16 protein-coding genes are annotated in these 23,363 nt (G+C 45.8%); 4 read left to right on the top strand and 12 right to left on the bottom strand.

Annotation, left to right across the window (positions count from 1 at the left end):
• Positions 1-65: 65 nt before the first annotated feature.
• Genes ASL11_RS22645 through ASL11_RS22630 form a run of 4 tightly spaced genes read right to left on the bottom strand, consistent with a single transcriptional unit; the run spans position 66 to position 5,989 of the window.
• Positions 66-1,472 carry an MATE family efflux transporter gene (locus tag ASL11_RS22645; protein WP_056620052.1) on the bottom strand — a complete coding sequence of 469 codons (1,407 nt, stop codon included), beginning with the start codon at positions 1,470-1,472 and terminating at the stop codon, positions 66-68.
• 52 nt (positions 1,473-1,524) lie between these two features.
• Positions 1,525-3,375 carry a cache domain-containing sensor histidine kinase gene (locus ASL11_RS22640; protein WP_056620049.1) on the bottom strand — a complete coding sequence of 617 codons (1,851 nt, stop codon included), beginning with the start codon at positions 3,373-3,375 and terminating at the stop codon, positions 1,525-1,527.
• Complete coding sequence (locus ASL11_RS22635; protein ID WP_056620046.1) at positions 3,351-4,859, bottom strand: extracellular solute-binding protein; 1,509 nt, start codon at positions 4,857-4,859, stop codon at positions 3,351-3,353. The genes ASL11_RS22640 and ASL11_RS22635 overlap by 25 nt, the downstream gene beginning before the upstream one ends.
• Before the next feature lie 29 nt (positions 4,860-4,888).
• Entirely contained in the window at positions 4,889-5,989 is a 1,101-nt protein-coding gene (locus ASL11_RS22630; RefSeq protein ID WP_056620043.1) for an SGNH/GDSL hydrolase family protein, read from the bottom strand.
• 226 nt (positions 5,990-6,215) lie between these two features.
• Between ASL11_RS22630 and ASL11_RS22625 the strand changes: the two genes are divergently transcribed.
• From ASL11_RS22625 to ASL11_RS22615, 3 genes are read left to right on the top strand one after another with little or no spacing between them, the layout of a single operon-like run.
• Positions 6,216-7,814 carry an FAD-dependent oxidoreductase gene (locus ASL11_RS22625; protein ID WP_056620041.1) on the top strand — a complete coding sequence of 533 codons (1,599 nt, stop codon included), beginning with the start codon at positions 6,216-6,218 and terminating at the stop codon, positions 7,812-7,814.
• A 32-nt stretch (positions 7,815-7,846) separates the two neighbouring features.
• Positions 7,847-8,905, top strand: a complete 1,059-nt coding sequence (locus ASL11_RS22620; protein WP_056620035.1) for a Gfo/Idh/MocA family protein — start codon at positions 7,847-7,849, stop codon at positions 8,903-8,905.
• A gap of 19 nt (positions 8,906-8,924) precedes the next feature.
• Entirely contained in the window at positions 8,925-12,080 is a 3,156-nt protein-coding gene (locus ASL11_RS22615) for an Ig-like domain-containing protein (RefSeq protein WP_056620032.1), read from the top strand.
• A 94-nt stretch (positions 12,081-12,174) separates the two neighbouring features.
• Here the strand turns inward: ASL11_RS22615 and ASL11_RS22610 are convergent, their stop codons facing one another.
• Positions 12,175-13,098 carry a ketopantoate reductase family protein gene (locus ASL11_RS22610; RefSeq protein WP_056620029.1) on the bottom strand — a complete coding sequence of 308 codons (924 nt, stop codon included), beginning with the start codon at positions 13,096-13,098 and terminating at the stop codon, positions 12,175-12,177.
• Between the two features lie 148 nt (positions 13,099-13,246).
• Here ASL11_RS22610 and ASL11_RS22605 point away from each other — a divergent pair, with 148 nt between their 5' ends.
• Entirely contained in the window at positions 13,247-13,798 is a 552-nt protein-coding gene (locus ASL11_RS22605) for a TetR/AcrR family transcriptional regulator (RefSeq protein WP_056620026.1), read from the top strand.
• Positions 13,799-13,923: 125 nt separating this feature from the next.
• Here ASL11_RS22605 and ASL11_RS22600 read toward each other — a convergent pair whose 3' ends face one another.
• From ASL11_RS22600 to hisD, 7 genes are all read right to left on the bottom strand, one after another.
• Entirely contained in the window at positions 13,924-14,760 is an 837-nt protein-coding gene (locus tag ASL11_RS22600) for a Gfo/Idh/MocA family oxidoreductase (RefSeq protein WP_056620023.1), read from the bottom strand.
• Between the two features lie 114 nt (positions 14,761-14,874).
• On the bottom strand, positions 14,875-16,407 hold the full coding sequence (locus ASL11_RS22595) for an extracellular solute-binding protein (protein WP_056620021.1): 1,533 nt from the start codon (positions 16,405-16,407) through the stop codon (positions 14,875-14,877).
• 110 nt (positions 16,408-16,517) lie between these two features.
• Positions 16,518-17,438: a carbohydrate ABC transporter permease gene (locus ASL11_RS22590; RefSeq protein ID WP_056620017.1), complete on the bottom strand. Its 921-nt coding sequence runs from the start codon at positions 17,436-17,438 to the stop codon at positions 16,518-16,520.
• Between the two features lie 30 nt (positions 17,439-17,468).
• Positions 17,469-18,374 carry an ABC transporter permease gene (locus tag ASL11_RS22585; protein ID WP_056620265.1) on the bottom strand — a complete coding sequence of 302 codons (906 nt, stop codon included), beginning with the start codon at positions 18,372-18,374 and terminating at the stop codon, positions 17,469-17,471.
• Positions 18,375-18,620: 246 nt separating this feature from the next.
• Positions 18,621-20,219 (bottom strand): response regulator, encoded by a 1,599-nt coding sequence (locus ASL11_RS22580; protein ID WP_056620014.1) that lies wholly within the window; start codon positions 20,217-20,219, stop codon positions 18,621-18,623.
• Between the two features lie 19 nt (positions 20,220-20,238).
• Positions 20,239-21,864 carry a glycoside hydrolase family 10 protein gene (locus ASL11_RS22575; RefSeq protein WP_056620011.1) on the bottom strand — a complete coding sequence of 542 codons (1,626 nt, stop codon included), beginning with the start codon at positions 21,862-21,864 and terminating at the stop codon, positions 20,239-20,241.
• Positions 21,865-22,046: 182 nt separating this feature from the next.
• Positions 22,047-23,333, bottom strand: a complete 1,287-nt coding sequence (hisD, locus tag ASL11_RS22570; RefSeq protein WP_056620008.1) for a histidinol dehydrogenase — start codon at positions 23,331-23,333, stop codon at positions 22,047-22,049.
• Between the last annotated feature and the right edge of the window lie 30 nt (positions 23,334-23,363).

Below are 23,363 nucleotides of genomic sequence, written 5' to 3'. Positions count from 1 at the left end.
AACCATTCATTCGTCTAAGCATGAAGACACGAAAAAACACCTTCTCTTAAGAGAAGGTGCCTTCTTTATTTGGTATCCGCTGCTGGCTCGATCAATCGATGACGATACCATTGATCCCCCTTGAATCGCCAAAGGAAGATAAGCCCACGAACGCCCCATTCGATATTCATCGCTAACCACACACCAATAATGCCCATGTGAAACACGATGCCAAGCACGTAGCCCAGAACAACCCGGAACAGCCACATAGACAGCATCGAAGTTACGGATGTGAATTTGGAATCCCCCGCAGCTCGAAGCGCAGCTGGCAAGAGGAAGCTGATTGGCCAGAGCGGGACCTGTGCAATCGCATTGATCAACACGATGATGAATAGCTCCCGAATGATATCATCTGGTGGGTGAAATAAACTGACCAGCGGCTTAAACAACGGAAGGAGGATCAGCGCCATCAGCAAAAGTGTAAAGGACGCAAGCCAGAGAAACGATTTGGCAAATTTGCGAGCGTCTTTCACATTTTGCCCCCCCATACATTGTCCAATCACAGTTACAGTGGTCAGAGATAACGCGGCAGCCGGAATCTGTAACACACCTGCGAGCGTACCGCCGATTGCATTCGTCGCCATGGCATGCGTGCCAAGACTAACAATAAACACTTGCGTAACAATTTTACCCCCATTAAAGAACATCTGCTCCGCCGCAAATGGAAGCCCGATAAATAAAATCTTCTTCATCATTACGATATTGACATGTAATAAATCGTACAATTGCATTTGGAAATTGGTGTCTAATTTCACCACATATAGGACAGCTACGAATGCCGCCAGAAATCTGGACACATTCACAGCGATGATCAATCCATGTACCCCCATATGCAAGAAATGGATACATATCACGTTCAGTAGGACATACGAAAGATTCATGATTAAAGAGAGTTTCAAGGAAGTTCGGGACTTGCCGATCCCTCTCAATGCACCGCAAACAGCCTCTACAATGGCGATTCCCACATAAGATACACTGCTCCCTATCAGATAGGTCTTGGCATAAGCGAACACCTCCGGAGAGGCTGTCCCAAACAGCAGCGTTAAGATAGGCGTATGAAACACAATCATTAATAAGCTAATACCGAGCGCGAATGCTGACACCAAAGAAATAGAGCTCGCGGCAGCTTTGGCTACCATCCCCTCATTTCCGCTTCCTTTATACTGGGCAACCACAACCGTGCCACCAGTCGAGACGGCTACGAATACACTGATCAGAAAGATATTGAGCGAATCAATCATACTTACTGCGCTAACAGCGGCAACACCTGACGAACTAATCATGGCAATATTCACCAAATTAAGCCCGACAAGGAAAGTCTGATCAATGAGGATAGGTATATATAAGCTAATAATCTGTTGATAATCCATCACTTTGCCGGAGAAATACTTATGCATAAAGGCTTTTCGTCTCAAGCTAAATGCGGTTCCCATCACATCATCTTCTTTTTCGTTAAATTTATCATGCTGATTACTTCCGTGAGCGTTACCCTGCCTGCTCCTCTATCGGTGATTCACACATGCCCAGTGGGAGACGGAGAGTAATCCGAGTTCCCATCTGATGACCGCTCTCAAATCGAAATTGTGATTCATTACCGTAATACATCTTCATTCGTGCGACGACATTTCGTAACCCGAATAGATCCTTTTCTTTTTTCGTCTCCGTAGAAATCCCTTCTGCCGCTAGTCTCGCTGCCTCTTCCAATTTACCGCAAATATAGATCAGCCTTTCCTCACTGACACCGACACCATTGTCGCGTACTTCGAGGACGAGATGACCGCCATCCAAATAGGAGGAAATAGCGAGCTCCCCACCGCTGCTCTGTTTCTCTAAGCCATGCAGCACGGCATTTTCTACCAATGGCTGCAGGAGTAATTTAAGAACATGATAATGCGCGCTTTCCTCCGCAATGTCGAAGCGTACCGTGAAATGGTCCAGGAATCGCAGCTGCTGCACTTTAATATAATACTTCAAATGCTCGATCGTTTCCTTAACCGTAAAGGTCTCATTTCCTTTATTCAAGCTTAAACGGAAAAATTTCGATAGATTCAACACCATTTCACTGATTTCATCTGCTTCATAGTTTTTGGCCGTCCAATAAATCGAATCCAGTGTGTTGTAGAGGAAATGCGGATTAATTTGAGACTGCAAAAATTTCAGTTCCATTTTGGACAATAAAAGCTGCTTCTCGTAGTGATCCCGGATCAGTGTTTTCTGATTTTCCGCCATCCTGTTAAAGGATTCAATCACGTAACCTAGTTCATCTACCCGGGTATCCTCCAGTTGAATGGTGAAATTCCCCGTTCGGAGCTGCTTCATCCCATAAGCTAATTTACGCAGTGGCGCAGAGATGCCTCGATAAATGATCCAAGAAGTCCAAATGGCCAAGACTAAACTGACGACTAAAATACCATATGAAAAAATCTTCAGCGAGTCCGTATGACTCCGGATTTCCCATAAAGGCTGCTCCATCATAAGCGACCAACCAGATAACTTCGACTTCACGCTGATCGTTACCATTTCCGTCCCTGTTTGAGGTGATTTACGAATCGTTCTTACCTGGTCTACCTTCTCCCACGTTTGAGCATTTACACTTCCACCTGTCCCTGTGATCGATTTCCCGTCATTATCGAAGAGATAAATATTCGCATTTTTGGATGGCAGCAGAGGTTTCGCAAGCTCGATAAGTGCACTCTTTTTGACAGATAAAATAAGTAAATTCGGATTCATCAGCGTGCGATTATACGGATCCATCGTCCGAATCAGATGAACACTGTCTGCATCGAAGTAGGATTCCCCCGCCTGTGGTGTAAAAAAAATCGTTCCCCCATTAGCCTCCATCAAATGTTGATACCATTCTTGGTTCTCAGCCCCGGATGGCAGCTTGCCTCCACCGAATTTGGTGGAAATAACCGTACGTGAAGGCATGTGGATAATCGTGATTTGGTCCACAATCAGATTGACCGTCGTCATACTTGTAATCTGATCCATTACTTGAGCAAAGTGAACGAACGACTGCTTTTCCGGCTCTTGACCTACAGACTGCAGCGTGGTGTTAACATTCGTATCGAACGCGATCAAGGAGGACAGCTGTTCAATATTTTGCAAAGTCAGATCCAGATAATCCGTCATTGTATGCAGTGCTCCCTGCGTTCTTTCACCGGTCTGCACTTCCAGAATTACTTGCGATTTGGCAATCGCAAACAGGCTAAATCCAGCTAACGGGAGTAGAATTAGCAGAAAATACCAGGTTAGCCGAACTTGGATATAACCGGTTAGTAATTTACGAATTTTGGATAGGAACTCTTTGATCATTTGTTGGTTTCTCGCCACCATTCATTCACTTCCCCAGTAATTTCATCGCCGCCAGCTTCCTTCCACTTTTTCACAAAAGCGTCGAACTCCTCTATGGGGCTTAAGCCTGAAATAATTCGCGTAAAGGTATCCTCTTGCAGCTTAGACAGCTTAATTTGATGCTTACCCATAGCTGGTGTTGGGGGCCCATTGAATCGGTCAACCATCAAATTCTGTTCGATCCGTTGGATGTTATCATAGAGGCGGAACTGTGATCCAAGGGCATCCAGTCGATCTCGTGTCACATTCGGATCTGCCATATCCGCCAATGCACCATAGATACCACGATAGCCATGCTTCGAATGTTCATCAAAGCGAATGGATAATTTCCCATCGACCCGCGTCCAAATTTCGTTCTCAAAACCGAGCTTTAAGCTGGTTTGTCCTGGACCTGCGACGAAATCCAAGAACTTAACAACAGCCTCAGCCTTGTCGCTCTTGTTAGGAATCACGTTGTAGGAACGGACGTTGGACGTGCTGTAGACACCATGCTTCCCATTCGGTCCAACCGGGAAATCCAGTGGAATCCATTCCGCTTTCGGATCGACTTTCCGATTTGCGGCAATATGTGCGCGAGTGTCCGACCAGGCTGCTGAGAATAGACCAACTCGACCGCTAACGATCTTTTCACCTAGTACATCAATTTTATTCAAAGGGAATTCGGGGTCTAGTATGTCAGCATCATATAAGCCTCGCAGATACAGAAGCGCCTCCTTCATTTCCGGTAGTACGCCCGAGTAAACCAATTTCCCGTCACGTTCATACCAAGCTTTCATTTGTACTCCAAATGCGCCTAGAAATGGCGAAGTTCTGCGAAGCCGCTCCAGAATCGATAGGCCATACGTATCTTTTTTCCCATTACCATCTGGATCTCTCTCAGCAAATGCCTTCATCACCGCCGTGTACTCCTCGATCGTCTTCGGAGGCTGCAGCCCAAGCTTATCCAGCCAATCCTTCCTGGCATAGATGATCTCAGTTCCTTTCACCTCATTCAAACTCGGTATCGCATAGATCTTGCCATCCACAGTGACATTATCCCAAGCTTCCTCGGGGATTTTGGCTTTCAGATTTGTACCGTATTTCTCAATATAATCATTCAAAGGCGTCAGCGCCTTTTGATTTACGAAATGGATAAACCACGATGGATCACTGGTATTCAGCAAATCCGGGGGCTCGCCAGACGCCATAATGACGTTAAGCTTTTCATCATAACCATTGAGCGGAGGGAGCGTCACATTGACCTGAACACCAATGTTTTTCTCAATATAACTAAGATAAGGATTATGATTCTCATCCATCCCCTCCGGGAAATTCATACCTAGGCTGTTCGCGACGATTCGAATAGCAGGTTCGCTTGCTGTCCCCGCCTTATTCTCTTCCTTCAAGGTCAAATTCGGAATGCCGCAGCCAGCAGTTGAACAACAAACGAGCACGACTAGAATAGCTGCCCTCATTCTTTTCATCATTCCAATCCCCTTCCATCGTCGGCAAGCAACTAAGCGAGTATTTTCTTAAGAATAGGAGTGAGTCCGTCCGCCATACGCATAAATCCGAGATCAGTCGGATGCACACCATCGACGGTACATTCGTGCGCATGTTCCCCTAGTAAAGTTGATCCATCGTAAAAATAGATGTTGGCATCTCCATTTTCACGCATTTGCTCGACCGTCCGGAACTGGACTCCTTTACGCTCTTCCTTTTCTAACTTCAACTGCTTGCTGTACCTTTCTTTCGCATAAGGAATACAAGAAACCACGAGAATCGGCGTATGTGGATGTTTATTTCGATAGATACGAATGAATTCGGGCAAAGTCTTTTGCAGGCTCTCCGTGGATACACAGTTTGCCTCATAATCCAAGACGAGACAGGCAGGATCCGGTATTTCTGCTAGAATGTGCGCAAGCTCAGGCTCTCCTTTGCCATTACCTGAAAAGCCTAAATTCAGAAATTCCATATTCACTCGCCTGGATAAGATATTGGGATAGGCCATGCCAGGACGGATAGCACAACCTCCCTGCGTGATGGAAGTACCGTAAAGGAGAATCTTTTTGCTGTTATCGTAAGCTGGTGGAGGAGCCATTTGTGCAGATGGGTTTAGGCCAATCCACACCTCTTGAACGCCTTGGTACAGTGGGAAATTCAAAGTAATGCTTCTATCTATGGGTTCCATATCCGTAAACATAACGCTTTCATATTCGGTTTGTTTCGAGTCATAACGAGTCGTACTGTAATAGAACTGTTCACCTGTCTCTCCAATGTAACAATCGAATCCGCATTGACCTGTTGCGGGCATGTGATACATATTCGCAGCGCTGGACAACTTCACCTTAATGGATAGGGAGAGCGCATTCGTTGTAAACCGAATTTGCCCGCCAGCCGTACAATTCGCCAAGTTATCTACCGCCTCGGGCAGTGTCCACATGGGCTTTTCTGGCAGTCTGCGGTATAGTTGCTTCTCCTTCAGCCATCCAAAGCCTGCCAAATAAAAGGGTTGTTCCAATGGTGAGTACCATTCCAATCGTTGATCATCGAGTTGTGGAATCCTCATATTCGCATCCAATTTTAAGACGTCACCTGATTGATGTTGATTATTCATTAAGAATCTCTCCCTAAATTATGATTTCGCATCCACACACTATTATCTTGTTAGGTAATCAATCTTCGCCCTCGCTTGTACAATCCCTTTTTTTTCACGGCTAATGGGTTATTAAAGTACCAAAAGAAGTCATGGTCCTCCGCTGTGGCTATTTTCCAGCTGTAATACAATAGGGATAACCTGTGAATGCCTGCAGGCGAATTGGTTAAAGGAGGGACAATCATACTTGGTTAACACGAAAAGCAATCCCCATACGCACAACCACCAGGCTGATATCGTCGTGATTGGCGGTGGAACTGGCGGATATGCAGCCGCACTAGCAGCTGCCAAATCTGGAAAAAAAGTAATCATGACCGAAGAAACAGATTGGATCGGCGGACAATTAACGAGCCAAGCCGTTCCGCCAGATGAGCACCCATGGATCGAACAATTCGGCTGTACACGCAGTTATCGACAGTTCCGAGAAGGTGTGCGTGACTATTACCGAAGTCATTTCCCACTTACCTCAGAGGCACGTTCACGTACACTTCTTAATCCTGGTAATGGCGGCGTATCACGATTATGCCATGAGCCGCGGGTTGCGTTAGCCGTCCTGCAAGATATGCTCGCTCCCTATGTCAACAGCGGGCGGTTACAGATTCTAACTCGCCACCGACTAGAATCCGTATCCGTGGAAGGCGATGATGTCCGTTCCGTCACAGTTCGCAACTTGACGAGCGGCGATAGCGTGACGCTGCATGCTGCTTATTTCCTTGACGCCACCGAGTGTGGCGATGCGCTGCCACTTGCGGGTGCGGAATATGTGACAGGTGCTGAGTCTAAAAGTCAGACTGGCGAGCCGAATGCCGTAGAGGGTGATGCACTACCGCAAGACATGCAGGGATTCACCTATTGCTTTGCGATGGATTACATCGAAGGTGAGGATCACACCATTGCGCGCCCCGAGCGCTATGACTTCTGGAAGACATACAAAGCAGACTTCTGGCCTGATCGTCTGCTCAGCTGGTCTGGTGTTCGCCCGAGCACGCTGGAACATGTCTCCTACGAACTGTTTGAAGGCACGGAGAAGTACTCCTTATTCTTCTATCGTCGCATTATCGATAGCCGTAACTTCGAAGAAGGCTTTTACCCTGGTGACATTACATTGGTCAATTGGCCGCAGAACGACTACTGGCTAGGCTCAGTTATTGATGTCAGCGCAGAGGACAGAGAGCAACACCTATGGGATGCGAAACAGCTCAGCTTATCCCTGCTCTATTGGCTGCAAACAGAAGCGCCTCGGCCTGATGGCGGGCAAGGTTACCCTGGTCTTCGCCTGCGTCCAGATATCGTCGGTACAGATGACGGGCTGGCTATGTATCCGTACATAAGAGAGTCGCGCAGGATCAAGGCGGAGTTTACCGTTCTGGAACAACATGTGAGCACAGCATGCCGTCCTGACGGGAAAGCCGAACAGTTCCATGATTCGGTTGGTATCGGTTGTTACCGCATCGACCTCCATCCGAGTACTGGTAACCGTCATTATATAGATGTCTCTTCCCTACCTTTCCAGATTCCACTCGGCAGCTTGATTCCGATCCGCATGAACAATTTGTTGCCAGCTTGCAAAAATCTGGGTGTCACCCACATCACCAACGGATGTTACCGACTGCATCCCGTCGAGTGGAACATTGGCGAAGCGGTCGGTTTTCTCGCAAGCCGCTGCATCGACCGTGGCATCTCGCCTCGGGAAGTACGCAATGAGGCTTCTGAGCTTCGCACTTTCCAGCATATGCTTGAAAGCTACGGCATCGAGTTGGCTTGGCCTACGATTCGTCCTGTTTAACATTATTCATTCATAAGAAGAGGAGCATGTACATGAGTAAAATACGTATTGGTGTTATTGGCGCAGGTTCCATATCCGAAATGCATTTGAAATCGTATCATACGAATCCGGATGCTGAACTTTATGCCATCTGTGACTTGAACGAGGAACGTGCGAAAGCAAAAGCTGAAAAATATGGCATTCAACATATCTATACAAGCTATGAGGATTTGTTAACGAATGAAGCTATCGATGCCATTAGCATCTGTACATGGAACAATAGCCATGCCCAAATATCCATTGCCGCCTTGGAGGCTGGTAAAAACGTACTCACCGAAAAGCCGCTATGTACATCGGTGAAAGAGGCGTTAGAAGTCGAGGACGCCGTTCGCCGTACTGGCAAAACGCTACAAGTTGGTTTCGTTCGCCGCTACGCTTCGAATACCCGCATCATCAAATCGTTCCTCGATAACAACGAGCTCGGCGACATTTACTACGCAAAGGCATCGTGTATTCGTCGTTTGGGCAACCCCGGCGGCTGGTTCTCCGATGTGGATCGTTCGGGCGGCGGCCCTCTGATTGACGTAGGTGTACATGTCATCGACCTTTGCTGGTACTTGATGGGACGCCCTAAAGTAAAATCCATTTCTGGTAATACATATAAAAAATTGGGTAATCGTGCCAATGTGAAGAATCTGGCTTTTTACAAAGCTGCCGATTATGACCCTACTCATAATACGGTCGAGGATTTGGCCAATGCCTTGATTCGATTTGAGAACGGCGCTTCGATTCTCGTTGATGTTAGCTTTACTCTGCATGCTAAAGAAGACGAATTGACGGTGAAGCTGTACGGGGAAAAAGGTGGAGCAGAATTAGAGCCTCAACTATCCATCATAACAGAGAAGTACGATACCATCTTGAACCTCACACCGCAGATTAATAACCTTTCCTTTGATTTTGTTGCCGGTTTTCAAGATGAAATCAATTACTTTATTGAAGTCTGCCAAGGTAAAAAGGAGACCCTATCACCTGTACAGGACGGGGTTGAGATGATGAAAATACTTTGTGGTGTCTATGAATCTAGCGAAAAAGGTGAAGAAATCCGCTTCTAGGGAAGGAATGTGAAACCAATTGAATAAATCGAAATGGCTAATCATGACTTTATTGATTACATTACTCGCTTCTTCTTGGTCCATAACCGCATCTGCGGCAACCAGCCCCACTGATTTTATTGAAGTCGAAGCAGCTCCCGTCGATATCACCATCGATATTGAGGGTCCGCGCAAGCAAATCAATGCTATTGATACGGATATGAGTAGAATTACCGATTACGTCGCTTTATTCACCACAGAATTTGCAACATCTGTTACCGTTGGCACCACCTCCGTCGGCGTTGTCGTCGATGCGACAAATCATGTGACTCGGGTTGTCAATCCATCTGTTAACGGCGGTGTGCCCGTCTGGACAGGGCCTACTACGCTGAACATCCCGCAAGGCGGCTTCATCCTTGTCGCGAACGATGACAGTTGGGCGAATAAAACCTTTAAGCAGTATCTGGCGAAAAATTTCAAGGTTGGCGACCTCATTAAGCTGCGTAAAAATGGTGAAGTGGTCCCCGTCTCCGCACTCATGACGGGTCAAGGACTTCAAGCGCGTCTTAAACTAGACAATGACGATTGGTTTACGGTAACCGCGCCGAAAACGACGGTTTCCGGCAAGCTGGAAAACCTAGAATCTGGCGTCACGTATGCGATTCGCATTAACCAAACTTCGGTTTCTTTGCAAGCGAATGGCTCTTTCCAGAGTGAGTTTACCCTCGCTGAAGGCGTGAATTACCTAGATGTCGTCGCGTCGAAGAACGGCGTTGAGAATGATCGAAAGACGCTTGTTGTATTTTATAAAAAACAAACCAGTGCTGCCAAGGAAGTCGTCCTCTGGGTCGACCAAGGCACCAATATTTTCAAGCTGCAAACGCCTGAAAATATCCGTGATATGCTAACCAAAGCCAAAGATGCTGGTGTGACAGCCATTGCGCTTGATGTCAAAGGCGTCGAAGGCTTCGCCAACTATAAGAAGAACGATTTGACGAATCGTCCGCACATCTCACAAATGACAGCACCGACGCGTGCAGGTGCCAATCCGAATCTGGATATGTTGGAAGAGTTTATCAAGTACGGGCATCAGCTTGGTATCAAAATCCATGCAGCCTTTAACGTTTTTGCTGAAGGCTCGCCTGCACATAACGAATATGGACTGCTGAACCAGCATCTGGATTGGGAAGAGCATGTATATCGGCCCGAGGATAATGGTCAAATTTTGCGCCTGCGTGAGAGCAAATACTATACATCGGGCAAGTCACTTGTAGCTTTTGTGAACCCAGCCAACGATGATGTTAGAGCTTTTGAGCTAAAAAACATGGAAGAAGTAATTAAGAACTACGATGTAGATGGCGTTGTTCTCGATCGCACCCGCTATGACAACGAAACGGCCGACTTCAGCCCACTGACGCGTGCGAAGTTTGAAGCGTTTCTCGCCACACGGGGTAAGCAGTTGACGAATTGGCCAGCGGATGTGTTCAGCTATGTGAACAATGTTCGTCAAGCGGGTCCGCTCATCAATGACTGGTGGGAGTTCCGTTCGCAAACGATCAAAACGTTTACAGATGAGGTCCGTTTACTAACGGATCGGTACTCCGCCTTGAAAGGTCATAAGGTTTTTTCATCCGCTTATGTAGGTTCCTGGTTTGAGTCTTACTACTTAAACGGCGTTCATTGGGGCAGCCCGAATTTCAAGTACGACAGCCGTTTACAACTACCGGATGACAGCCTTTATACCGACTCTTATGCGCAGACTGGTTATTCGGGCAACATCGATTTCCTCATGATTGGTACGTATCAAACGACACAAAAGGAAATCGAACATCATATTACCTTGGGCAATATCGTAACCAACGGTGAAGTTCCGATGTACGCTAGTATTGCTTTGGCGAACATTCAAGACCCTCCACTGCAACGTTCTGTGTTCCAAGCTGGATTGTCGCAATCCAATGGCCTCATGCTCTTTGATCTTTCACAAGTGAACTGGTCCGTGGTGAAGGCATCGCTCCATGATGTGGCCTATGTAAAGGATTATCAAATCGGCTCAAGCATCCCAGGTAGTCCGGAGTCATTCCTTGAAGCGGATCTCTTCAATGTGAGCCGGAACGAGAATAATCTCAACATTTATTCCAATGACTTCGGCCAAACAACAGCCACCAGCACGTTCGGTGTAGAAGCTATCGTGGACAGTTCCGGTAAAGTCACGAAAGTTGTGAACCAACAGCAGGCGCTTACCTGGAACTGGACCAACATGTCGCCGAATAACAGTGTGATTCCACAAGGCGGCTTCGTCATCTCTGCGCTGGATGCTTCCGGTGTACGGACGAGAAGGCAACTGGTCGCTAAAACCTACAAAGTCGGTGATGCTGTACGTTCGGCTGTGCTGCGAGGGTATTTGGATTATGCGAATACGAGTACAGCACTGCGTAATCTAGAGATCAAAGGCGAAGTCGAAGTGATTGGACCGGGGAGTGCACGTGTTCTTCTAAACGGCGTACCGGCTGAGGTGTCCAGTAATGGGAACTTTATTGGAAGTGTCCCTCTCGCAATCGGCGTTAATAATGTGCAGATTTCCGTCTATGTGGACAATCGCAAGACGAATGAGAAAACCATTAGCATCACACGTACAGCCCCAACGCTAACAGGCATCGAACTGGATGCTGCAGCTTATCGTCTAGTTGCAAGCGATATGCATGCTTCCGTTACGACCGCTGTGTACTCGGATCAATCGAGAGTCGTTGTCGCTGGAGCTTCGTACAGCTCCAGTAATCCATCGGTAGCAACTGTTGCCGCAGATGGTAACGTTACCGCATTGAAAGCAGGTACGACAGAAATTACGGCTACCTACGAGGGCAAAACCGCTAAATCCGTCGTAACTGTCGTGGAAGTAGCGAGTCTCAGCTTCGATGAAAACAAGCACAGTCTTGTTAAAGGCGAAACCTACCAAGCACCGCTTAAAGTAATTTACTCAGATGGCTTAGTTGGCTACATCAACCAAGGCGTGACCTACAGCTCTTCACTCGATAAAGTGGCGTCCATTACAGCTGACGGCATCATCACAGCTGTGAAGCCAGGAACAGCAACAATAATAGCTTCCTATCGTGGCAAGCAGGCTGACATTAAGATTAAAGTGTTCAACAGTCATAAGGACAAAAATGACGATGCCATGATGGAGGAATCCATCGACTGAGATTACTCCAAACACGTCCCTGCTTATGCACCCGAGTTCGTCGATTCGTCGATGAACTCGGGTGCTTTGCTCTGCCGGCACCATTAGTCTGAAATTACTGAACATGTATGTCCGATTTGATATCATGTTGACTTAAAAATTTCATTAAATCATTACTCAGCTGCACAATCTCATTGGTGGCACTATTCGCATAATCCAACAGCATCATATCACTTACCATTTTAGTTCGCAGCCATGCCATAAAGAAAAGATCCAAAAATATGTTTGGAAATATAAGCGCCATTTTAAGCATTGGTGGATCAATTGAAACGCCGGCTTTTTGTATTGCCCTTAGATACGTTTTTAAAGTGACTGTTATTTGGCGTGCTGTCTTTCTGGTTCTGACTGTTTTTTTGTCAATTACTTTATTCTCAGAATGCAAAAAGCTCAACAGGGCAATGTCTGCTACGGAATGTGTGATTAGATATGCTTGCATATCCTTTTTAATAACGTAGGGAAGCTTTGCTCTTTTAAATATTTTTGCGAGGTTTTCTATGCGCTCTGTCACTACGCCATTCATTTCACCAAATACAGTTGCCACTATAATCTTTGGCATAAATCGAGCATGCAATACGCCATCTTTAATCTGTCCGCCGAAGCCGGGAAAAGCTGGTAAAAGTCTATCCCCTACGATATTCAGCCACGAAGAAAATCCAATTGAATTATTCGTCATCGTAACGATATGTTTGCTTTGATTATCTTTTAGCGCTAACAACGCGGATTCGGACCGATCATAACGAACGGTAACGAAAATAAAATCGTATACATCGTCATTTTCGAGCGTATCAATTACATTCACTTGTATGGATCTAACTCTACCTTTTTCTTTATATTGCAGGCCATTTTCTCTTAATGATTTAAATCTATTAGATCGCGCAAACAGGCTAACGTCAAACCCTGCTTCAATAAGCTTAATTGCGTATATGCTCCCGATAACACCTGCACCAAAAATTAAAATTCTTTCTTGTTTTGCTGACATGAAAACCACCCCTACTTATGAACATTTTCTTTTGATTATCAGACAACATGTTGTATGATGTGATTGTAAATTTTTATTATTCCTTGATCAACCATCAGTATTTCAGTATTTGTCGGATGATCTTCTTATTCGCCAGTAGGAGGGAAACATGAAAAAGCAACCCCAAATAACGGAGAAAACGAGACAAAAGTTTGTAGAAGTTTTTTGTGAGTTATATAGCCAAAAGCCGATTGAGAAAATTTCGATTCAGGAAATTGCGAATAAGTCAGGTTTTAACCGCAGCACCTTTTATCAATACTTTACTGACATTTACGAATTGTTAGACGCTGTTGAAAATGACTTATTAAATGACATGAAAAAAGAATTGGCGAAGAAAGAGCTATCGATGCATACGATTCAAGATACGTTCTATTGTATGGACAATAGAGAACATCTCCTGGTTCTTAATGCCCTTTTGGGTGATTATGGAAGTACCCGTTTTTTAAAACGCTTAAAAAAAGAAATCACTTTAAATCAATTAGAATTAAACGTCCCGAATAACCATTCCTTAACGCCATACTTCATTGAGTTTTACCTGACAACTTCCCTTTCTTTATTTCGTCTTTGGCTCCAGCGTCAACAGGATTTATCGTCAGAAGAATTTTTCAAGTTAGTGGAGAACCTATATACAAGAGGGATTACGCCCTATTTTAAAGAATGAGTCTGTCATTCAAACCAATGGAGCATCGTCAATCTAGAACTTTATTTGCTCCTTACACTTCCAGACCAAAAAAAGATCCGGCCCCCTCCAGAAGGAAGGTGCTGGATCTTTCAATGCGATACGGCTTACGGCAGCTGCAGCCACTGATACGGCTTCTTCGCAGCCTTCATACCGAAATCTAGAATCGTAGCAATCGCTATCGTTTCCTCTTGGGAAACCGGTGGTTTGCCCGACTCGAAAAAGCCAACCAAATTCTCGATAAACGCCCCGAAGAAATCCGACTCAATCTTAAGAAATTTCGATGCCCCTCCATCATAATAAAGGGCCATACTAAATGGACATTCCCAGCCGTATTGATGAAATATCGCTTGCCGGCCATCCCCATATCCAATTAACAACGCTGGCGTTTGGTCCGTGCCAACCCACATCACACGTCTCACATCCGTCCCCATCAAGGAGACGATTGGCTCCACCTGATGAATAGCATAGTTGGCAAACATCCCTGGCCCTAAGCTAATGATGGACTCGATCCCATGCTTCTCGATGCCCGCAAACTCCGCTGCAAAGCGCAGCGCAGAGGTCGAATACATCGGGGTTCGGTGCTTCTCCGCGAGCTCAAACATCCGTAAGGCAGCTGCTCGATTTGGAGCAAACGTTTTATCAATATAAGTAGGCTTGCCCGACTGAAGCGCCAACTGTGCCAGCTCTTCATGATACTCGGGATGATCCGGTGAAAGAACGACCAAATAATCGCTCTGCTCCACAACCTCCTCGATCGAATCAAGCAGCTGAATCCCCTTCCTTAGGCTCCATTCTGCATTACTAAGCTTCCCATCCATATTCGTTTTCCCATAAGCATATGCAACCTGCATACGTCCACTAGACGCCTTATCGATCCAGCCTGGGTATTTCTCCGCATGCCATTCATCAAGAAAATAATCAATAAACCCAATCTTCTTCATCTCAATATCCACTCCCTCTGGGCATAATAAACGGCTTCACTGTCCAAATCGAACAGCTAGATGCGCTTATCTAGAAGTAAAACCCCCACGGCATCACCGCAGGGGATTTCGCTGCTACTTTTTGTTTGCTGCGTACCATTCATTGGCCGCTTTCGTCATTTCTTCCCCGCCATCTGCTTTCCATTGCGCTACGAACTTGTCATAGTTTTCAAGTGGTTCTGCACCTGTGATGTATTTCAAGAACGTATCTTCCATGAGCTTTTGCAGCTTCAAGTTGTATTTACCAATCGCTTCCAGTGGTGGCGCAAAAGCAAGCGGGTCTAGAACAATGTTGCCTTTGGCTGCTTCTTGAATCTTATTGAAGGATTCCGTTAAAATCGGATCTTTACGAACACGCGCTTGCCAGTAGATCGGGTAATTTTTCTCATCCACACCCGTTAAGAACGTGGAAGCATTGTTATATTCATCATTGAACTTCGGCAGTATAGGGAAGTAATTGCCATTTTCAAACTTATAGTGAACGCCTTCTTTACCAATCGCCGCTTCTTTGAAAATATCTTTATCCAGCTTAAGATCCAAATATTTAATAATATCTTCTTTGTTCTCTGCCCATTTCGGAATGCCCACATAGAAGCTGATGCCTGCACTTCCCATGACTTGGACTTTGCCATCATCCCCTTTGAAGTAAGGGAAACTTCCGATTTTGGCATTTGGCGAGTTTTTCAATAACGCATTTTGCACAGTTGGCGCGTTAAAATAAGCATTTGAAATGATCGCCGCTTTACCGCTTGTGAAGTTCTCGATGACTTTATTGGCTTGGTTCAGTGACCATTCCTGATCAATCAATTTCTCCGAGTAGAGTTTTTTCATGAATTCCAAATATTTCTTCATATTCGGATTCTCAATCGCATTCACCAATTTACCATTGACATCCTGCCAGCCGGTCGTTGCTGTCGCCGAAACCATCGGTATGCCAAACGTAGGAAGTACCTCAGGTAAAAGCGGACTTTTCCCACCGGTTAATCCAATTACATTTTTCTTTTCTTTCAACGTTTTCAGGACCGTATACAATTCATCACGTGTCGTAGGTGCTTTTAAACCAAGCTCATCCATCCAATCCTGACGGACGATTAACTGTGTATTCACAATTGTCCCTGATCCCGTTTGCGGTATGCCGAAAATTTTACCATTCAGCTTCGCGCCGTTCCAAGAGGTTTGTGAAATCACATTCTTCATATTCGTACCGTATTTGTTGACCAGCTCATCAATCGGCTCAAGCGCACCAGAGGCAGCAAGCTTCGAATATTGAGGTCCACTGAGCAGCATGTAAGCATATTTCTCTTTGTTCGCCATCAGTAGATTGAGCTTGTCATCTGGATTTTCAACAGGCAGCATGTCGTAGGTCACTTTGTAGCCCGTTTTTTCATTCAGGAACTTGGCAACGACTTCGGTATTCGGATCAAATCGCGCATATTGCAGCAGTGCTTTGAACTCCGGCTTTGGTTTATTGGCTTCTACGGTTGCAACAGGTGCAGTAGATGCAGCTGGCGTTGTAGAACTGCTAGTGGTTTGACTGGATCCACCACAAGCCGTAATCGCTGCTGTCATTGCTGTGATGGACATGAGAACTAACATTTTTTTTACCATGTAAGAGCCTCCCTATTTTTCCCTTTGAGTATGGATACTGCCATATACCAACTATTATGGAACCCTTGTAGAGCTGGCCCACCACCACCCTTCATAATTCGCCTTTGACTTCATCCCTTTACTGAGCCTACCAGCACACCTTTAACAAAATATTTCTGTAAAAATGGATACACACATATGATCGGAAGTGTAGCTAGAATGATCGAAGCAGCCTGAATCGACTGCGGTGATACGTTCAACGAAGCATCGACATTCGTACGCATGAATGTATCTGTCGAGGAAACGAACAATTCCTTCAAGTACAGCTGCAAAGGCTTCAAATCGGCGGAGTTAATATAGATAAGTGAAGTAAAATAATCGTTCCAGAACGTAACCGCATAGAACAGGGCAATCGTCGCAAGTACAGGCATGGAAAGCGGTAGAATAATTTGCGCAAATATCCGCATATTGCTAGCCCCATCCATTTTGGCCGATTCCTCAAGGCTGTCTGGCAGGCCTTCGAAGTAGCTTTTGACAATGAGCATATTGTAGACGTTAATCATGTATGGCAGGAAGAGAACCGGCAGCTTATCAATGAGATGCAGCTTGTGCATGAGCAGATACGTCGGGATTAGACCACCGCTGAACAGCATTGTAAATAAATACATGAGAATGAACAACTTACGTGCCCTTAGTCTAGGTTTGGATAGCGGATAGGCAGCAAGTGTCGTCATGAACAACGAGATGAGTGATCCAACAAGCGTTACCGTGATGGAGATCGTAAATGCACTCAGAAACATAGCATTGCTTGCCACATACGTATAGGTCCCTATTTGAAAATCAATCGGATATAGATTCACCATCCCCGCAACAACAGCCGCCTCACTACTTAGTGATTTGGCAATCAGGTTAATAAACGGAAAGATGGTCGATAAGCCCAATAGAATAAAGAATAGGTGATTGGCCACAGTGAAAATTTTCTCGCCGAGCGATAACGGGATGGCTGAGGATTTCCTGCTGGACCTAGGTTGTAAACTGCTTTTCATATTCATCTCAGATCCTCCTTATGCTTGATACACCGTTTACCAGATACCTCGTCCAAAAAACTTTCGGGCCAGCCCGTTACCCGTTAGGATCAAAATAAACGCAACAACGGATTCGAATACCCCTACAGCTGTTGAAAAGCTATAATCCTGTTCGCCGAGTCCGATCCGGTACACATACGTGCCAATCACGTCTGCGACGTTGTAAACACTTGGGTTATACATGACGAGAATTTGTTCCGTTCCGGCTTCCAAAACATAACCCAGACGAAGAATGAACATTAGTAAAATAATCGGGATCAAGCCAGGCAGTGTGATATGTACAATTTGCTTCCATTTATTGGCGCCATCGATCTTAGCTGCTTCATACAAACCAGGATCAATACTAGCTAAAGCAGCCAGATAGATGATCGTATTCCAACCGGTTTCTTTCCAGCCTGCCGTCCCAATGAGAACAGAACGAAAAATCTGACTGTCTAAGAAGAATCGAATGGGTTCGCCGCCCATGGCGACAATAATTTTGTTCACGATACCGCCATTCGTAGAAAGTAGATCAATGAATAATCCGCTGACAATGACCCAAGACAAAAAGTGAGGTAAGTAGACGACGGTTTGTACGCTTCGCTTGAACGCCATGTTTTTCAATTCATTGAGTAGTATGGCAATGATGATCGGAAGGGGGAAGAGGAACAAGATTTTGTAAACGGAAATGAGCAACGTGTTCTGGAATACTTGCAAAAAGCTTGCTGATGAAATCAATTTATCGAAATGCTTCATCCCAACCCATGGACTTGCTGCCATCCCATCGAAAATATTGAAATCCTTGAACGCAATGATAATTCCGTACATCGGGGTGTACTTGAACAGCAGGAGAAATGCGATGCCAGGCAGGAGTGCGAGATACAAATCCCAATCTTTCCTGACATCGATCCACAATTGACGCATATATCTTTTTTTAACATTTTTATTAATGGGTAGGACCGTTTCTTTCGTCGTGTTCGTTTCGCTCAAGGTGCCTCCTCCTTCGTACTCTCTTTCTAAACTTAGTGTACCATCCCCCGTTTTAATGCGAATTAGAGGAATATTACTTGTTTTGGTACTTTCATAACTTCTCGAATAGGAAAATCAAAATGGAATAAAAAAAACCTTCCCGAGAAATCCGAGAAGGCTGCCGAATCGCATATTTGGTTATTAATTACGTATTTCCCCAGGTGTGACACCCCAGTATTTACGGAATACTCTTGTAAAATAACTAACATCTCTGTACCCAACGGCAGAAGCGGCATCATATACACGTGAGCCCTCTTGAAGGATCGCCTTGGCCCGCTCCATTTTCCGTTCCATCACATAGGTGGAGAACGCTTTACCGGTTTCCTGCTTGAACAGACGGCTTAAATAAGAGGAATTCACATACATCCTGTCTGCAACAGCATGCAGGGTCATTTCCTGATCAATTTCATTTTCCACGAGACTAAGAATAGTCTTGATCATGCCATGGCTGGTCGATTTGCGCCTATGGCCTGCATAAGTTAGATACGCCTTAATCATGCGCTCCAGCCAGAATAAGATCTGTTCTTTGGTTGCCAGTTCCGAATGGTTATGAAAATAAACATAATCCTCGCCGGCTACTTCCCGTACGGGCCATCCCTGCTTTTGAATCATCCCGACGAATAAATAAGTAAAATACAAAATATGCTCATTAATCTCATCTACGCTCTCCGCCTTCGCCATCCCGCTGTCCCAAAGTGCCGTCAACATGTCTAATGCCTTTTCCCCATCTCCGGTTTCAAGGGCAATTTCCAGCGTTTTCTCATGGTTCGGTTGAAACGTCAGTTCCGGCTCTCTCCCTTGCTCCGCCCGGTAAGGGATCGCCAGATCATGGCCCAGTACAATTCGATCTTGCAGTGCGCGCACAGCTTGCACATAGAGCTTATTCATATCCGCTAAGCCGCCGGTCATCCCACTGATCCCGGCACTCGCACTAAGTTTGAGACAGCTTTTTACCGTAAATAACAGTTTTTCGGTCAAAGCATTGATTTTTTGCAATGCCAATTTGGGTTCCTCTTCACGATCCATTTGAAAAATGATGACCGTACATCCCGCATAATTGGTAGATACCCAGCAGAGTGTAGACGCTAGAGCTTCCTTCACGATACTGCTGAGCGAGAATTGAAGCAGTGACATATCCTTTCTGCTAAACCGGTTGTCAGTCTCTGAGATTGGGTCCATATCCACGATGGTAACGGCATAAGCGGCATCATTTGGCAAATCCAATTGCAGATCCCTACATTTCTGACCAATCTCCCAGTTTTCGTACTTTCCATTCAACAAGCCCTGGAAAAATTCATTGACCAAATAAGGAAGATGGAGCTTCCATTTCAATTTCAACTCATCTTCGTTATGACGCTGCTCAAGTTCGCTTTTCAACTTCTCTGCAGCTTCGAGCACGGTCCCCAGGATTTCTTCATCACCTGCTGGCTTTAACAAATACTTCATAATACCAAGCCCCAGTGCCTCCTGTGCATAAGAGAAATCATCATGTCCGCTAAGTACGATGATTTTCAACAAAGGATCTACTTGGCGAAGATGTCTTGCCAGCGTTAATCCGTCCATTTCTGGCATCTGCACATCCAGCAAAATAATGTCCGGCTTTTTACGGTCAATGATTCGAAGGGCTTCCGCACCATTGCCAGCTTGGCCCACGACCTCGATGCCATGCTTATCCCATGGAATATTATTAGCCAGCGCGTTTCTGAGACGGATTTCATCTTCCACAATTAATAAATTCATTATGAGACCCCCGCTCGATTTACTTCACTTGCTTCAACTGTGCGTATTGTAGAAGCTCTTGTACGTCTGTTAATGTGTTCGTCAAGTGTTCCACGACAACAGGATGAATCATCCCATCTACTTGATATTGAAGCAGTAATGGCTTGAACTCCGCGATCTTCTCATCCAAAGTGATCGTTAGCTCTTCTCCCTCATGCCTTTGCAAAGCATCAAGAAACACATCCAACCTTGCTATGATGGCAAGCGCCGCTTGTTCATGAATCGCAAGCCGAGGAAGGTAAACGTGTTTCATATCTGTTTTTACTGCTTCCAATAAGGCTTGAATCGCGCGTAGTGGATACATCCCTGTGGAAATCGCAGCGTTTCGCCACGGCCCTAAACGCAGAGCACGAATCGTTTCGTCTGTCGCTTGGCCAAAGGCAAAGATGACAGTACCCATGTCTATATCCTGCGCTGCAAGCACCTGTTCAATCGTTTCCTGTGCGCCTAATTGTGCGTACATCGGGTAAATGCCGCTGTATACAAGATTACCAGGCATAAGCTCTTTCTTGTGCAGCAGGACAGAGGGTCGAACCTCAGAGGCTGTAGCATAATAAGCCTGTGGGATAACTACATCAACGTGCTGTGACCAGTTGCCAATTTTAGTAGACTCCGCCCCTGGTTCAGGTGCAGCCGATACAATTAGATTCGAGCTGATCCGCTTCATCTCCTTGTACAAGTGCGATACAAATTCGTCTTCTTGCTGCTCCAACCATTTCGTCCATATCGTCCAAAGCTCCCTCTGCTCACTAGAAATCTCAAGCGGATCCCAGCGATGTTCACGCTGGAAAGCCTCACGGGCATACAAGCTGAAGCAATAGGTATCCTGCCAGTCTTCATCCGTATGGGGGAACCTCATAAAATCCAAATTAATACCTGCAACTCTGTACGTAGAAACAATCTCTATAACAATATCTAAGAGATACTTGCGTACAGAAGGATTAATCAGATCAAGCCAAAAGTAACCCGTCCCTTGTTGAGGTACTGGCTTCTCTGAATGTGCTTGTCTGTGCGAAAGTGCAGACCATTCTGGATAGGCTCGCAGCACAGGCCCTCCCGTCGTGTCAACACCAACCATGAACCCGTCCAACCAAGCATGAACAGCGATTCCCCGCGACTCTCCCTCCTTAACGAAAGCTTCCAACGGGTCATACCCTCGAAAAGCTGGATGCTGCGCCTCTATCCCTTTCACCATGGCCGTATGACTCGGGTAGATCGTATATCCCCAAAGCCATGTCTCTAGATACAGCTCATTGAAGCCAGCCGCTTGCATACGGTCCAACGTGCGCCCCACTTCTTCACGGTTTTTCTCTACGGGTCGATACCAGACACCTCGTGCCTCCGCTACACGACTGGGCAGAGATAATAAGTACCCTTCCCATGCCTCCGTTGACGCAAGCGTCGCTTTGGATCGACATCCCTCCATATCGGTAGACGCTAATTGTCGCGCCTCTTCAAGCAGCTGATCAGCTCTCCCTAGATGAAGTCTAGCCAAGTCATACGGAGCGTTGATATAGCGATCCCAGTTGTTCTCAATCATCCTTTTCGCACTAGCAATACGCGTTGTAACCTGCTCTAAGCATCGGGCGGTTTCCTGATCAGCCATGGCTTAAGCTCCCCTTTTGAGTGTTTGGTATAGAAAATAACATATCCATCCTGATCTTCCTAGAGGGCTTTGATGACTTCCTTTGGTAATTTGATGTGGGTGAACTAGAAAAAAGCAAGTCTCAACCATCAGAGATGGAAGAGCTTGCTTATCTTTGCAGAGTATCTTTGCGTAGCCTTCAATCAAACGGATGCTTTGCTGCCATATCGACGCACACGCAAATCGGCTTGTTCCTTATGACCCATGAAATTCTCGATTTCACAAAGTCGTGATACATACTCACCAACCAACGAACTAGCTTCCTTCGTACAACGCTGATAGGTGCATGTTTTCAAGAATTTCCCTGCCCAGAGTCCGCCTGTATATCTGGCAGCACCTTTGGTCGGAAGAGTATGATTCGTACCAATGGCTTTATCCCCGTACGCTACATTGGTTTCAGGACCGAGAAATAAGGCACCGTAGTTCGACAGGTTCGCCAGGAAATAATTCGGATCCTCGGTCAATACTTCCACATGTTCGTATGCGAGTTTATCTGCTTCTACGACCGCTTCCTCCAACCTATCCACCACCATGATGGCGCCGTAATCACGCCAAGCGATACCAGCTATGTCAGCAGTTGGAAGAACCTTCAACTGTTTCTCTATTTCAAGAAGGGTCTCCTTCCCCAATGCTTCGGAAGTTGTCAGCAAGACCGCTGGAGACGTAGGGCCATGCTCAGCCTGACCTAACAAGTCCACAGCCACCATCTCGGCATCTGCCGTATGATCGGCAATCACCAACACTTCCGTTGGTCCTGCTATCAGATCGATACCGACTTTTCCAAAAAGCTGCCGCTTGGCCTCCGCGACGTAGGCGTTACCTGGCCCTACAAGCATATCGACAGATTCGATCGTCTCTGTCCCAATCGCCATAGCTGCCATGGCCTGAATACCGCCTAACACATAAATTTCATCAGCGCCTGCAAACACCATCGCACAAATCGTCGCTGCTGGGATTTCGCCCTTGATTGGTGGTGTACAAGCAATAACCCTTTTAACCCCCGCCACTTTCGCCGTCAAGATACTCATATGTGCCGAAGCGACCATAGGATAACGTCCACCAGGAATATAACAGCCAACACTACTCACAGGAATATGTTTATGTCCTAGAAATACACCTGGTAACGTTTCAACCTCGAGGTCACGAACCGTTTCCAATTGTTTCTCAGCAAAATTGCGAACTTGCCGCTGCGCGAATCGAATGTCTTCCTTCACTCGATCTGGCACACTGGCGACAATTTCTTGAAGGTGAGATTCACGCAATCGAAAGCTTTCAGGCGACCAGTTATCGAATTTCTGGGAAAGCTGACGAACAGCTTCATCTCCACGGATTTCAACTTCTTGAATGACATCCTTAACGGTTTGATAGATGGCCTCTTCGCTTGCAGCAGATGATGATCGGGCATTACCTTTTTTAAGATATGTGACCATGATGATCTCCTCATTTATCCCTATATTTGG

Origin of the sequence: Paenibacillus sp. Soil750, from assembly GCF_001428045.1 — a bacterium.
In the GTDB taxonomy this organism is placed as follows: Bacteria; Bacillota; Bacilli; order Paenibacillales; family NBRC-103111; genus Paenibacillus_E; species Paenibacillus_E allorhizoplanae.
This window is presented reverse-complemented; position numbering and strand designations above follow the sequence as displayed.